The sequence below is a fragment of the Flavobacterium sp. 3HN19-14 genome, assembly GCF_051373205.1.
Taxonomy (GTDB): Bacteria; Bacteroidota; Bacteroidia; order Flavobacteriales; family Flavobacteriaceae; genus Flavobacterium.
The window spans coordinates 1,234,135-1,247,771 of the sequence record NZ_JBPPZT010000001.1 but is presented as its reverse complement, the minus strand read 5'-3'; the positions used below and the strand labels follow the sequence as shown (position 1 = coordinate 1,247,771).

Genomic DNA, 13,637 nt, shown 5'->3' with positions numbered 1-13,637 from the left:
ACTTTGGACTTTAGCCTTTCAACTCTACCAGTTTGACGATTTCGTCGACGATTTCTTTTGTCGCGTTGACTTTCGCCAGGTCTTTTATATTTTTTGACAATTCTGATTGGAGGTTTTCGTCTGAAATCAGGTTATTGAACATATTGGTGAATTGTGTATCCAGATTCACTTCTTTCATCATCAAAGCGCCTTTATGGTCAACAATCGCCTGGGCATTTTTGGTTTGATGGTCTTCGGCCACATTTGGTGACGGAATGAAAATCACCGGTTTTCCGACGATGCACAATTCTGAAACCGATGATGCTCCGGAACGCGAAATCACGAAATCCGCGGCAGCGTAAACCAAATCCATTCTGTCGATGAAAGACAAAACATGGACGTTTTCATGTTCGCCGAAATGTTTGTATTCTTCGTGATAAAATTTCCCGCATTGCCAGACGACCTGCACATTTTGCGCGGTGAAATTCACCAATTCTTTTGCAATTAACTGGTTGATTCTTCTTGAACCAAGGCTTCCGCCGAGAACAAGCAAAACCTTTTTGTTTGAATCGAGTTTGAAATAATCGAGTGCTTCTTTTTTATTGGCGTGGATGTGGATCAAATCTTCACGCACCGGATTTCCGGTCAATACGATTTTATCTTTCGGGAAAAATCTTTCTAAATTTTTATAGGCGACGCAAATCGCTTTTGCTTTTTTACTCAATAATTTATTTGTGATTCCCGGATAGGAATTTTGTTCCTGAATTACAGTTGGAATATTCAAACCATTCGCAACCTGTAAAAGTCGGCCGCTTGCAAATCCGCCAGTTCCAATCGCAACATCAGGCCTGAAATTTTTAATGATCGCTCTTGATTTTGCAAGACTGCTCATTAATTTCAGCGGAAACATGGCGTTTTGGAAAGTCAGTTTTCTTTGTAATCCGGCAATCCACAAACCTTCGATTTTGTAACCTGCTTGCGGCACTTTCTGCATTTCCATTTTGTCTTTGGCACCTACGAATAGGATTTCGCAGTCGGGGAAACGCGACTTTAATTCATCGGCAATTGCAATCGCAGGGTAAATGTGCCCTCCGGTTCCGCCGCCGCTTAGTATGAATTTTAAGTTTGCCATTTTTATTTTTTTAACCGCTAAGGCGCAAAGGCTCAAAGTCGCTAAGTTTTTTTAATATCTGTTTTTTACTGCGTTCATTGGGTTGCTCGCTTTGTCTTCAATTGAATAGTTGTCGGTTGCAAAAGCGGCTGATAATTTTTCGGCTTCGGCCAATTCTGCTTCTGCTTCGTCTTCTGCGAGTTGTTTGTCGATTAATTTTTGTAAAGCGACTTCGCGTTGTTCTTTTTCTTCTAGTTCGGCGGCGATCTCTTCTTCTTTTTTGGTTACGCTCAGGATAATTCCGATGGCGACACAAGTCATCCAGATCGAGCTTCCTCCACTACTTACCAATGGTAAAGTCTGTCCTGTGACCGGGAGCAATTGCACCGCAACACCCATATTAATCAATGCCTGGAAGATGATTGGAAATCCGAGTCCGACGACCAAAAGCCTGCCGAATGGCGAATTGGCTTTGTGCGCCGCGACAATGAAACGGAAGAACAATAAAAGATAAAGTACCAAAACGCCGATGCCGCCTACGAGTCCGTATTCTTCGACGATGATGGCAAAAATAAAATCGGAGGATGATTGCGGCAGGAAGTTTTTCTGCACGCTTTTTCCCGGCCCAAGCCCATAAACACCGCCAGATGCGATAGCTGTTTTTGCTTTTTCAATCTGGTAATTATCGTCTTTTGAACTTTCGGTTTCTTCGTTGCTGAAAAAGCTTTCGACACGATTTTCCCAGGTTTTCACCCTTTGGAAAATTTTTGGTGTATGATCGGGATTTGTTTTTTCGACGACTTTTGCTACCAGAATGAACATCATGAAAAGCATGATACCCGAACCAACGATAATTCCGATGTATTTGAGCGGATAATTTCCGATGAACGTCAACATCAGTACCATTGCGAAAATCAGGGCTGCGGTGGAGAAGTTATTCGGCAAAATCAACATCAGCGTAATTCCGACCGGAACCCATAATTGCAGAAACGACGTTTTAAACGACATTGGTTCTGTCTGCGTTTTCGATAAAAATCTGGCTACGAAAATCATTAAAACGATAAATGCGAGTGATGAAGTCTGGAACGAAATTCCTACGAACGGCACCTGGATCCAGCGCGTTGCACTGCCCTGCTCAATTCCGAAGAATAATGTGTATGCTAAAAGCAGCCACACCAACGGCAACAACACTTTTGACAAGCCGCGGAAATAATGGTAAGGCACTTTTTGTATGTTGTACAAAATGACAAATCCGAAGACGACGTGAACGAAATGTTTCAGCAGATAACCGAGCGTATTTCCGGTTCCGTGATTCATATACGCCAAATTGCTGCTCGCACTAAAAACAGGCATAAATGAGAACATGCCAAGCAGGGCCACGAATGACCAGATGCCTTTGTCTCCTTTTAAGCTTGTTAGAATGCTTTTCATTTATTTTAGATTTTGCAATTGAAATTGCTATTTACAAATTTTGTACTGCTTGTTTAAACTGTCTTCCCCTGTCTTCATAATTCTCGAACAAATCAAAACTCGCACACGCCGGTGACAATAAAACCGCGTCGCCTTTTTCAGCAACATGCTGTGCCGTTCTCACCGCATCCACCATGCTTTCAACTTCCACCATAATGTCGACGACGTTTCCGAAAGCGTCGATGATTTTTTTGTTGTCGATACCAAGGCAGATGATGGCTTTTACTTTTCACGCACCAATGACATCAATTCAGAGTAATCATTTCCTTTATCGACACCACCGACAATCCAGACCGTTGGCACCGTCATGCTGTCCAGGGCAAAGAAAGTCGCGTTAACATTGGTCGCTTTAGAATCGTTGATGTATTGCACATTCTGGATCTTCAGCACTTTCTCCAAACGATGCTCTACGCCCTGGAAATTCGACAAGCTTTCGCGAATGGTCTGCTTCCTGATTTTCATCAGTTGTGCTACCGAAGCAGCTGCCATTGCGTTTTTCATATTGTGTTTTCCTTCTAGGGCTAAGTGGCTGGTATCCATTGTGAATTCTTCGTCTGTGATGTTAATTTTCATTGTTTTGTCTTTTATGGTGGCTCCGTAATCTTCTTCTTTTGAAATCGAAAATGGAATTTTCTGTGCTTTTGTTCTGTTGTGCTGAAACCATTCGGTTATCGCTTCGTCGTCATCATCATAAATCAGGAAATCGCCTTCCGTCTGGTTCATCGTAATCCTGAATTTCGCTGCGATGTAATTTTCATATTTGTAATCATAGCGGTCGAGATAGTCCAGGACTGATGTTCGTAATCACGGCGATGTGCGGCCTGAAAGTGAAACTTCCGTCGAGCTGGAAACTGCTTAATTCAAGCACATACACATCGAATTGTCCTTCGGCAACCTGCCAGGCGAAACTTTTTCCGATGTTGCCGCCGAGTCCGACATTCAATCCGGCAGATTTGAGCAAATGATGCGTTAACATCGTTGTTGTCGTTTTGCCGTTGCTTCCTGTGATGCCGATGATGGTTGCATTGGTGAATTGTACGGCGAATTCAATTTCAGAAATCACCGGAATTTTCCTTTCGTGCAACTTTTTCACGATGGCAGCTTTATCCGGAATTCCGGGACTTTTCATCACCACATCTGCATTTAAAATCAATGCTTCCGTGTGCGTTTCATCTTCCCAGGCTATCTCATTAATCGTAAGAACTTCTTTGTAATTTTCCTTTATTTTGCCGAAATCGGACACGAAAACATCATAGCCTTTCTTTTTGCCGAAGAATCGCTGTTCCGACGCCGCTTTCGCCTCCTCCGAAGACAGCTAATCTTTGCATTACCTTAATTTCAGTGTTACGATTGAGAGGATTGCCAACAGAATGCCGCAAACCCAAAAACGCGTCACGATTTTACTTTCGTGATAGCCTTTTTTCTGGTAATGGTGGTGCAATGGCGACATCAGGAAAATCCTGCGGCCTTCGCCGAAACGTTTTTTCGTGTATTTGAAATAAGAAACCTGCAAAACCACTGAGAAATTTTCGACTAAAAATATCCCGCACAATAAAGGAATCAGCATTTCTTTGCGGACAGAAATTGCCAGAACCGCGATAATGCCACCGATTGTCAAACTTCCTGTATCGCCCATGAATACTGACGCCGGATACGAATTGTACCAAAGAAATCCAATCAACGCGCCGACAAAAGCGGCGATAAAAACGGTCATTTCTCCCGAATTCGGGATGTACATGATATTGAGGTAATTCGAGAAAATGATATTTCCGGATACGAAAGTGAAAATCCCGAGCGCGACTACTGAAATCGCGGAAGTCCCGGCTGCGAGTCCGTCGATGCCGTCGGTTAAATTCGCTCCGTTTGAAACTGCCGTGATGATGAAAATCACGATTGGGATGAAGACAATCCACGCCCAGTTTTCGTAGCCATCGCCCGTCCAGGCAATCAGTTCTGCATAATCGAATTCGTTATTTTTGAAAAACGGAATGGTCGTTGCCGTCGATTTTTCGTAAACCGGCGCTTGCGAAATCACCGTTTCAGTAGACTTGAAATTGTAAGTTGCACCTTTGTCTGTTCTTATAGTAACGCCCGGATTCAGATACAAAACCGAACCTACAATAATCCCTAATCCAACCTGTCCGATAACTTTGAATTTCCCTTTGAGGCCTTCTTTATCTTTCTTGAAAATCTTGATGTAATCGTCTATAAAACCGATTGTTCCCATCCATAACGTGGTCGCAATCAATAGCACAACATAAATATTATTGAGTTTCGTGAACAGTAAAACCGGAATCAAAGTCGCAAAAATAATAATGAGCCCGCCCATCGTTGGCGTTCCGGCTTTCTCTTTTGCCCTTCCAGACCTAACTCGCGAACTGTTTCACCAACTTGCTGTCTTCTCAGGAAATTGATGATTCTCTTACCGAAAATCGTCGATAATCCCAATGAAGTCAGTATCGCCAGTGCAGAACGAAATGTAATGTACTGGAAAACGCCGGCGCCCGGAAAGTTCAGTTTGTGCAGGTATTCAAATAAATAATACAGCATACTCTATTTATTTAATTGTTCTAAAAGTTCTTTTACGATGGCCATGTCGTCAAAATCGTGACGAACGCCCATAATTTCCTGGTAGGTTTCGTGGCCTTTTCCTGCGATGAGGATAATATCATTTGGGTTGGCCAACTGGCACGCGGTTTTAATCGCCTGCCTGCGGTCGGTAATTGCCATTGTTTTTTTGTAATTCTGCGGTTCAACACCGGCTTCCATTTCGGCGATAATCGTTTCCGGATTTTCGGTTCTCGGATTGTCAGAAGTGATGATGGTTTTATCACTTAAAGTGGATGCGATGTTCGCCATTACCGGGCGTTTCGTTTTATCGCGGTCGCCACCACAGCCAACAACGGTAATCAGTTGCTCGTTTTTGGTACGGATGTCGTTGATGGTTTTCAGGACATTTTCGAGTGCATCCGGCGTATGTGCATAATCGACGATTGCCGTGATTTTTTCGTTGGAAATGATAAATTGGAATCTTCCCGAAACACTTTCTAATTCTGATAATAATCGTAAAACTTCGAAATGATCGAGTCCCAATTCTACCGCCGTTCCATAAATAGCGAGTAAATTATAGGCGTTGAAAGTGCCTATCAATCTTACCCAAACTTCGTTATCATTGATTTTCAACAATAATCCTGACAGTTGGTTTTCAAGAATCTGCGCTTTGTAATCGGCGTAAGATTTTAAGGCGTATGTTTTCTTCGAAGCGTAGGTGTTCTGCAACATCACCAATCCGTTCTTATCATCGATGTTAGTCAATGCGAAAGCGGTTCTTGGCAAATGATCGAAAAATGATTTCTTTACGTCGCGGTATTCAGCGAAAGTCGGATGATAATCGAGATGGTCGTGTGATAAATTTGTAAAAACACCGCCCGTAAAATGCAAAGCTTCAGTGCGTTTTTGATGTACGCCGTGCGAGCTCACTTCCATGAAACAATAATCGACGCCTTCGTCAATCATTTTTTTGAGGAAACTATTGATGGTCAACGAATCCGGAGTTGTGTGCGTCGCTTTATATTCGGTTTCATCGACAAGGATTTTTACGGTAGAAAGCAATCCGACCTTAAAACCTGCTTTTTTAAACAATTGGTACAATAAAGAAGCGATTGTCGTTTTTCCGTTCGTTCCTGTAATACCAACCAATTTTAAATTTTGCGATGGGTTATCAAAATAATTCGCAGCCATAAAAGCCAGCGCACTATTCGTATCTTTCACTTTGATGTAAGTCACGCCCGTAACGATGATTTCCGGGAAAGTGTCACATACTATAACCGTCGCGCCTTTGTTGATGGCGGTTTCGATAAATTCATGCCCGTCGGAAACAGCACCACGAATCGCTACGAAAATATCGTTCTCTTCAATCTTTCTTGAATCGAATTCGATTTTGCCAATAGTGATGTCTGTGAGGCCTTTTACGGCTTCAAGGCTGACTTTGTATAATATGTCTTTGAGCACGATCACGATAATTCAAGTGTTATGGTTTTGGTTGGTGTCGAGTCTTTCACCCGGGTTTAACGATTGGGTTTTGACTTTTCCGAGACCGATTACTTTTACTTTTATGCCGAGATTTTCAAGTAATGCAACGGCATCCATTCCGGCCATTCCTTTTACATTCGGAATTGTTGTCGTACGATTGCCGTCAACTTCTGCGTAAGCGTTGTAATTGCGTTCCTGACCTGGTTTTCTTTTTCAGGTTTTTGATTTCGTTGGTCGTAGGCGAATCGGTGAATATTTTCTGGGCGATTCTTTTAAAAACCGGCCCTGAAACATCTGCGCCATAATATCCTTTGGCCACATTTGGTTTGTGGATGATGACGATGCAGGAATATTTCGGGTTTTCGGCAGGGAAATAACCTACAAATGAAGAAGCGTAATACAATTTCCCGTCACCTTTGTTATAATCAACCTGCGCCGTTCCGGTTTTTCCGGCCATTGAAAAGTCTTTTGAATACAGCGATTTTCCGGTGCCGCGTTTTACGACATTCGCCAGAACTGCTTTGACTTTAAGCAAAGTTTCATCGGAACAAATCTTAGGATTGATAACTTGTTTATCGAATTTTTTAATGGTTTTGTTCCATTCTTTTACTTCGGTAACGAACATCGGTTTTACCATTTCGCCGTTGTTGGCAATTGCGTTGTAAAGCGAAAGCGTTTGTAAAGGCGTAACGGCAACGCCGTATCCGAATGCCATCCACGGCAGTGAAATAGCCGACCATGTTTTTTCAGATGGCTGTGGAATATAAGGCCTTCCTTCGCCTGCGAAAGGCAATCCTAATTTTTTATTCAAGCCATAACTGTTGATACGGTTCACGAATTTTTCCGGTTCGGATTTATAATTATCGTAAACCGCCTGTACCATCACAGTATTGGATGATTTTTCGAATCCTTTTGCTAAAGAAATTATTCCGTAACCGCCTTCGTGCGAATCGTTTACGGCGTGACCACGGTACATTATGCGTCCGCCATGACTGTCGTAAACCGCACTTGTATCGACTTTTTTATCATCAAGTAAAGCAATCAGGTCGAGCAATTTGAAAGTAGAACCCGGCTCGTGCGCTTCGGTCACCGCATAATTCACCGTTTCATAATAAGCCCCGTCTTCAGAATCGCGTCCTAAATTTGAAATGGCTTTGATGGCGCCGGTTTTGGTTTCCATTACCACTACGCAACCGTGATCTGCCGAATAATATTCGAGTTGTTTCAAAAGCGCATGGTGTGCAATGTCCTGAATGTAAACGTCAATCGTAGAAATCACGTCATAACCGTCCTGCGGATCGACTTCGTTCTCGTCGCGCAAAGGCTTCCACTGCCCTTTTGCGATTTTCTGTTTCATGATTTTACCGTTCTTGCCGTTCAGGTATTTGCTGTAGGCTTGTTCGATTCCCTTTCCTTTTCCGTCAGGTTTTCCGTTTTCGTCGACGCGTTCGTAGCCGATGGTTCTTCCTGCGATGTTGCCGATTGGATATTTGCGGACAGTTTTTTGTTCAGTGATTACGCCGCCTTTGAACGCGCCTTTATTAAAAAGCGGAAATGATTTGATGCGGATGTATTCAGTGTAGCTCAATCCGCGCGCGACTAAAAAGTAACGGTTTTTGTTGTTTCTGGCTTTTGTCAATTCGAGCTGGAATTCGCTTTTCGGTTTTCCGAACATGATGGAAAGCGAATCACATAAAGCTGAAATATTATCTTTGAAATCGTCGTTTTTCGGAGCAATCGCATCAAAACGGATGTCATAATTTGGAATCGAAGTCGCCAGTAAACTTCCGTCAGCAGAATATAAATTGCCTTTATTGGCGGGAATCACGAAGCTTTTCACGCTTTTTTCCTTTGCAATCTTGCGGTAATAATCGCCTTCAACCCACTGGATGTTCGTCAGTTTTACGACAACAGCGCACGCCATGATCACGATCACAAATGCGACCAGATAAATCCTGTAAGCGATTGTTTTTTCTTCTACTGCCATACTTTGCTGAAAAATCCTTTTTCTTCTTCTTTTTTAACCTTTATTTTCACCGGCGGTACCGATGACGGCAAAATGCCTTTATCTGCTACTTTTTCTGAAACTGTCGATTCCATTCTGAGTTTCATCAGTTCTGAACGGCGGTCAACGAATTCTGAACGCAATTCTTTCACTTCATTGGTCAATGTTATGATTTCAAAAGATTTCTGGTCATAACGGTTGCTGTTTTCAATCATGATCATCGCCAGCAAAACAAGGAAAACAATGAATCGCCAGTTTTTGACTGCGTCTTCGTTGACTAAAAACCTTGCTTTTAATAAGCTGTAGACTCCGTTTTTCATATTGCTTTGCCACGAAGGCGATAAAACGCAAAGGCGCTAAGTTTTATATTTTTTCGGCGATGCGTAATTTGGCACTTCTCGCGCGATTGTTGATCTTGATTTCGGCATTATCGGGAACGATTAATTTTCCGATGGTTTTAAACGGAACCGAGAAATTCCCGAAGAAATCGCGTTCCGGTTCGCCTTCAAACATCCCGTTTTTGATATATCTTTTGACCAGCCTGTCTTCGAGCGAATGGTAAGAAATCACGCTTAATCTTCCGTTTGGGTTTAAAATTTCAAGCGATTGTTCGAGGAATTCCTTCAAAACTTCCATTTCCTGGTTGACTTCTATCCTGATAGCCTGGTACATCTGGGCTAAAATCTTATGGCTTTTGTGTGCCGGTAAAAATCGGCTTAACACATATTTTAATTGTTCTGTATTTCGGATTTCGTCGTGTTCGCGGGCTTCTAAAATGACTCTTGCAATTGCCGGGGCGTTTTTTAATTCTCCGTAATCGAGAAAAACACGGCGCAAATTGGTTTCGTCATATTCATTCACAACACGAAAAGCACTCAAATCATTCTTCCGGCTCATTCTCATGTCGAGTTCGGCATCGAATCTTGTAGAAAACCCACGTTCGGCAACGTCGAATTGGTGTGATGAAACGCCTAAATCTGCCAGAATTCCATCGACGCTTTTTATACCGTAAAACCTTAAGAACCTTTTGATGAACCTGAAGTTTTCGTTGATGAGCGTAAATCTTTCATCGTCAATGGCATTTTCCAAAGCATCTTCGTCCTGATCGAAAGCGAATAATTTTCCGTTCGGCCAGAGTCTGCTCAGGATTTCGCGCGAATGTCCGCCGCCGCCAAAAGTCACGTCGACATAAACACCGTCAGGCTTGATGTTCAGCCCGTCAACGGTTTCGCGCAGCAATACCGGATTATGATAGTCCATTGTCATCATCATTTATACCGCCCATTACTTCTTCGGCCAGATCGGCAAAATCGATGTCACCGCCCGAAATTGATTTTTCATACAAATCTTTATCCCAGATCTCCACAATATTCACTTTGGAAGACAGTACGACATTTTTGTCGATTTGCCCAAAAACCATTAAATCTTTCGGAATCAACAGTCGCCCGGCATCGTCAATTTCAATCATCTTCACACCTGCCATGAATTTGCGTATGAAGTCGTTGTTCTTTTTGTTGAAACGATTGAGTTTGTTGATTTTGAGCATCATCAGGTTCCACTCAGACATCGGCCACAATTCGAGGCAAGTGTCGAAAACAGAGCGCTTAAGGACGAATCCATCCTGCACGGAATCGTTGAGTTGCTTCTTCAAAGGAGAAGGCAGCATCAACCTCGACTTGCCGTCGGTCTTGCATTCGTATGTCCCGATAATTGCGTTCAATGTGAGATTTTTGTATGATTTAGAGCAAAAGTAAAGAAACTTTTACCACATTTTACCATTTTATCCCACTTTGTTGATAAGTTTTACCATTCTATAACCTTATGATTACTTTCTCAAAATTTCACGAAACCGATTTTATTAACTTTTATTTAAGAAAAATTAGAATTTGCAGTAAAATCTGCATTGAAATAGTTTTTATGATTATCAAATTTGAATTTTACGCAACTATCTCATTTTTCAAAAATGAAGTAAGCTTTTTGAATTTATTGACAATTAGGCATTTACAGAAAATGATTGTTAAAATAATTTCTGTGTGTAAAAATGCTGGATTTTAAAGCAGATTTAATGTTAAAATAAATTGCGCAAAACTGCCATTTTACTGATAAAATCCTATATTTGTGTTCCCGACCACACGGGAGAGAAATGCCCTGACCAATGGACAAAGACCTGAAAAAAGAAGGAAAATATAAGTATTACGAAGCCGGAGAAGGCACGCCAATCATCATCCTGCACGGCCTTATGGGTGGCCTCAGCAATTTCGATGGCGTTGCTGAATTTTTTCCTAAGCAAGGCTACAAAGTCGTGATTCCTGAATTGCCGATTTATACCCAAAGTATCCTCAAAACCAACGTGAAAGCTTTCGCGAGATATGTAAAGGATTTTATCACTTACAAAGGCTTCGACCGCGTCATTTTGCTGGGAAATTCCCTTGGCGGGCACATCGCTTTGTACCATACGAAAATGTATCCTGAAAAAATGTTAGGTTTGGTAATCACAGGAAGTTCAGGACTTTATGAAAACGCCATGGGCGACAGTTATCCGCGCCGCGGCGACCGTGATTACATCAGGAAAAAAGCAGAAGATGTCTTTTATGACCCGAAAATCGCCACTGAAGAAATCATTGAAGAGGTTTATGCGATGGCGAATGACCGTATCAAACTCATCAAAACTTTAACAATTGCCAAAAGCGCTATTCGTCACAATATGGCGAAGGACTTGCCGAAGATGCATGTACCAACCTGCATTATCTGGGGGAAAAACGATCAGGTAACGCCACCTGATGTTGCCGTCGAATTTGATAAATTATTGCCGAATTCTTCATTGTACTGGATTGACAAATGCGGTCACGCTGCAATGATGGAGCATCCTGATGAATTTAACGAGATCATGCTTTCATGGCTCAAGGAAAAGCATTTATAATTCAAAATAAACAAACCGCTGCAAGAAGGAAATCCTGAAAACAGCGGTTCTTTTTTGTCTATCTTTGCCAAAATCTTCATGCCATGAAAATCAATACTGCCGAATTCATCATCAGCAACTCTGAAGTCGATAAATGCCCAAAGGAAATGCTGCCTGAATATGCTTTTATTGGGCGTTCCAACGTGGGAAAATCTTCGCTGATCAATATGCTGACGAACCACAAAAATCTGGCAAAAACCTCGGGAAGGCCCGGAAAAACGCAGTTAATCAATCACTTTAAGATTAATAATAATTGGTTCTTGGTGGATTTGCCGGGTTATGGCTACGCGAAAGTTTCCAAAAAGACAAAGTCGGTTTTCCAGCAATTCATCACTGATTATTTTGAAAAACGCGAGCAGTTGGTCTGTGCATTTGTGCTGATTGACATTCGCCATGAAGCGCAGAATATCGACATCGAATTCATGTCATATATGGGCGAAAGCGAGATTCCGTTCTGCATCATTTTTACAAAAGCGGATAAAATCAGTAAAGTGAAAATCGATTCGCATGTTGCTGCTTACAAGAAATCAATGCTAGCTAACAACTGGGCAGAAATGCCGCAATATTTCGTGACTTCTTCTACAGAAGGCACCGGAAAAGAAGATTTGCTTTCTTATATTGAAGAAGTAAATGAAGAAATATTCAAAAACCAGAATGAATTTTAAATAAGTTATTCGCCACGAATTTCACGAATTAGCACGAATTAAATTTGTGGAAATTTGAGAAATTCGTGGCTATCACTTCAAATTACTTGGTCAATTCCAGTTTCTCTGCAAAATAATCACAGAAATCCTTCATCGTATCGGCCATTTTCTCATCGTCAGTAGCACGTCTGAAAGTATCGGTCATTGCTACTAAAGTCTGATGAAAAAACAATTTCATCTCATCCACAGGCATATCTTTCGTCCATAAGTCAATGCGGAGCGTTTCCTGCGCGTTGCTGTCCCAGATGGATAACATCATCGCTTTTGCTTCTTCTGCTTCAACGCCGCCGTCTTCTGCGGTTCACATTAGTTTTTCGGGAACTCGGTTTTCGTCGAGTTCTACAAGGAATTTTATTTCGGAAGTTATATTGCTCATTTTTTTGGTTTGTATTTAGATTTATTGAAGATTTCTACCGGATCGGTCAACAGCATTTTCTGCAACGTCACGTCATTTTCTTTCATGTAAGCGCGTACGATTTGCCAACCTACCCAGGTACCGATGCGTCCCGGCGTTTCGTTATCGATTTCTAAGTAGAATTTGGAAAACGGCGCCGGATCGATGAATTGTTTTTCGAGTTTGGAATCGGTGCTGAACAAATATTTTTCTTCAACGAAACGGCTCCACATTTCGCCCTCATTTTCCTGGCAGAATGCAATTTGCTCGGGCGTATATCCGATTTTATCTGCGTCGGAATAGTCGGGCAGCAACAAATCTTTCATGTACAATTCCTTTCCGGCTGTTACCATAAACGAAATCAGCGATTTGTCCTGTGGCTGCGGAATGCGGTTCGCTGCAAAAGCGGTAACGATGTCGGGCATCATTTGCTTTTCGGTAAAATTTTGTTTCAGGTAAGCCGGATAATCGTAGAATTTGTGGTCTTTCCCGAGGTACATTTCAAGCGAAATCAGGATATTGTTGCCTGAATATAAAGCTTTCGCATAATTGTCCATGTCGTTGATGAGTGTATAGACTTTTGGCAGCGGCTCGTTCGGATAATAATATTTGATGTGGCGGTAGAGTTCCTCGATTTCCTTTTTCTGCGGTTCGAAGTTGCTGTATTTTTTTTCGACTTCATTGTACAGTTCGCGCCAAAGCGGTTGCGTGAGTTTGTCGACGTAAACGGAATCTGAAAAGCCCGGCGGAAAGAATTCAGGATATTGTGCTTTTAGTTTTGGTAAATCTTCAGGTTTTGTGGCGAAGAATGCTTTTTCGTAGCGCACGACTTCGATTTTGCCGACAGGAATCTCGTCAATCGCTTTTTCTACTTTGGAGCGCTTGTCGCACGAACTTATGAAAACGACTAATAACAGGAATGCGATAATTTTTCTCATGGATTGCGGTGTGTTTTAGCCCGGATGGGAAGCGGTATCCTTTTG

The 13,637-nt window shown here is 42.0% G+C and carries 9 protein-coding genes and 4 pseudogenes; 2 read left to right on the top strand and 11 right to left on the bottom strand.

All coding sequences use genetic code 11. From position 1 onward, the window contains the following. Window positions 1–10: 10 nt before the first annotated feature. From murG to ACSLFW_RS06475, 9 genes and pseudogenes are all read right to left on the bottom strand, one after another. Window positions 11–1,111, bottom strand: a complete 1,101-nt coding sequence (gene murG / locus ACSLFW_RS06515) for an undecaprenyldiphospho-muramoylpentapeptide beta-N-acetylglucosaminyltransferase (protein ID WP_436555104.1) — start codon at window positions 1,109–1,111, stop codon at window positions 11–13. Between the two features lie 51 nt (window positions 1,112–1,162). After that, window positions 1,163–2,521, bottom strand: coding sequence for an FtsW/RodA/SpoVE family cell cycle protein (locus ACSLFW_RS06510; protein ID WP_436555103.1), 1,359 nt, complete (start codon window positions 2,519–2,521; stop codon window positions 1,163–1,165). Window positions 2,522–2,552: 31 nt separating this feature from the next. Next, window positions 2,553–3,888, bottom strand: a pseudogene (murD, locus tag ACSLFW_RS06505) (UDP-N-acetylmuramoyl-L-alanine--D-glutamate ligase). After that, window positions 3,888–5,110, bottom strand: a pseudogene (mraY, locus tag ACSLFW_RS06500) (phospho-N-acetylmuramoyl-pentapeptide-transferase). Before mraY ends, murD begins: the two co-directional pseudogenes overlap by 1 nt. 3 nt (window positions 5,111–5,113) lie before the next feature. Further along, the gene (locus tag ACSLFW_RS06495; protein ID WP_436555102.1) at window positions 5,114–6,577 is read right to left on the bottom strand and encodes a UDP-N-acetylmuramoyl-L-alanyl-D-glutamate--2,6-diaminopimelate ligase; all 1,464 of its coding nucleotides are present in this window, start codon (window positions 6,575–6,577) and stop codon (window positions 5,114–5,116) included. After that, window positions 6,574–8,579: pseudogene (locus tag ACSLFW_RS06490) on the bottom strand (penicillin-binding protein). Before ACSLFW_RS06490 ends, ACSLFW_RS06495 begins: the two are co-directional and overlap by 4 nt. Further along, window positions 8,570–8,917, bottom strand: a complete 348-nt coding sequence (locus ACSLFW_RS06485) for an FtsL-like putative cell division protein (RefSeq protein WP_436555101.1) — start codon at window positions 8,915–8,917, stop codon at window positions 8,570–8,572. Before ACSLFW_RS06485 ends, ACSLFW_RS06490 begins: the two are co-directional and overlap by 10 nt. 43 nt (window positions 8,918–8,960) lie before the next feature. Then, window positions 8,961–9,869, bottom strand: coding sequence for a 16S rRNA (cytosine(1402)-N(4))-methyltransferase RsmH (gene rsmH / locus ACSLFW_RS06480; RefSeq protein ID WP_436555100.1), 909 nt, complete (start codon window positions 9,867–9,869; stop codon window positions 8,961–8,963). Then, window positions 9,844–10,317, bottom strand: coding sequence for a division/cell wall cluster transcriptional repressor MraZ (locus tag ACSLFW_RS06475; RefSeq protein ID WP_436555099.1), 474 nt, complete (start codon window positions 10,315–10,317; stop codon window positions 9,844–9,846). The genes rsmH and ACSLFW_RS06475 overlap by 26 nt, the downstream gene beginning before the upstream one ends. Window positions 10,318–10,752: 435 nt before the next feature. Between ACSLFW_RS06475 and ACSLFW_RS06470 the strand changes: the two genes are divergently transcribed. Together ACSLFW_RS06470 and yihA are read left to right on the top strand one after the other, a co-directional pair. Then, entirely contained in the window at window positions 10,753–11,517 is a 765-nt protein-coding gene (locus tag ACSLFW_RS06470) for an alpha/beta fold hydrolase (RefSeq protein ID WP_436555098.1), read from the top strand. Between the two features lie 83 nt (window positions 11,518–11,600). After that, window positions 11,601–12,221 (top strand): ribosome biogenesis GTP-binding protein YihA/YsxC, encoded by a 621-nt coding sequence (gene yihA / locus ACSLFW_RS06465; protein WP_436555097.1) that lies wholly within the window; start codon window positions 11,601–11,603, stop codon window positions 12,219–12,221. Between the two features lie 82 nt (window positions 12,222–12,303). On the opposite strand, the pseudogene gldC reads toward yihA, so the two are convergent. Together gldC and gldB are read right to left on the bottom strand one after the other, a co-directional pair. After that, window positions 12,304–12,636, bottom strand: a pseudogene (gldC, locus tag ACSLFW_RS06460) (gliding motility protein GldC). Next, entirely contained in the window at window positions 12,633–13,592 is a 960-nt protein-coding gene (gene gldB / locus ACSLFW_RS06455; protein WP_436555096.1) for a gliding motility lipoprotein GldB, read from the bottom strand. Before gldB ends, gldC begins: the two are co-directional and overlap by 4 nt. Window positions 13,593–13,637: the final 45 nt, after the last annotated feature.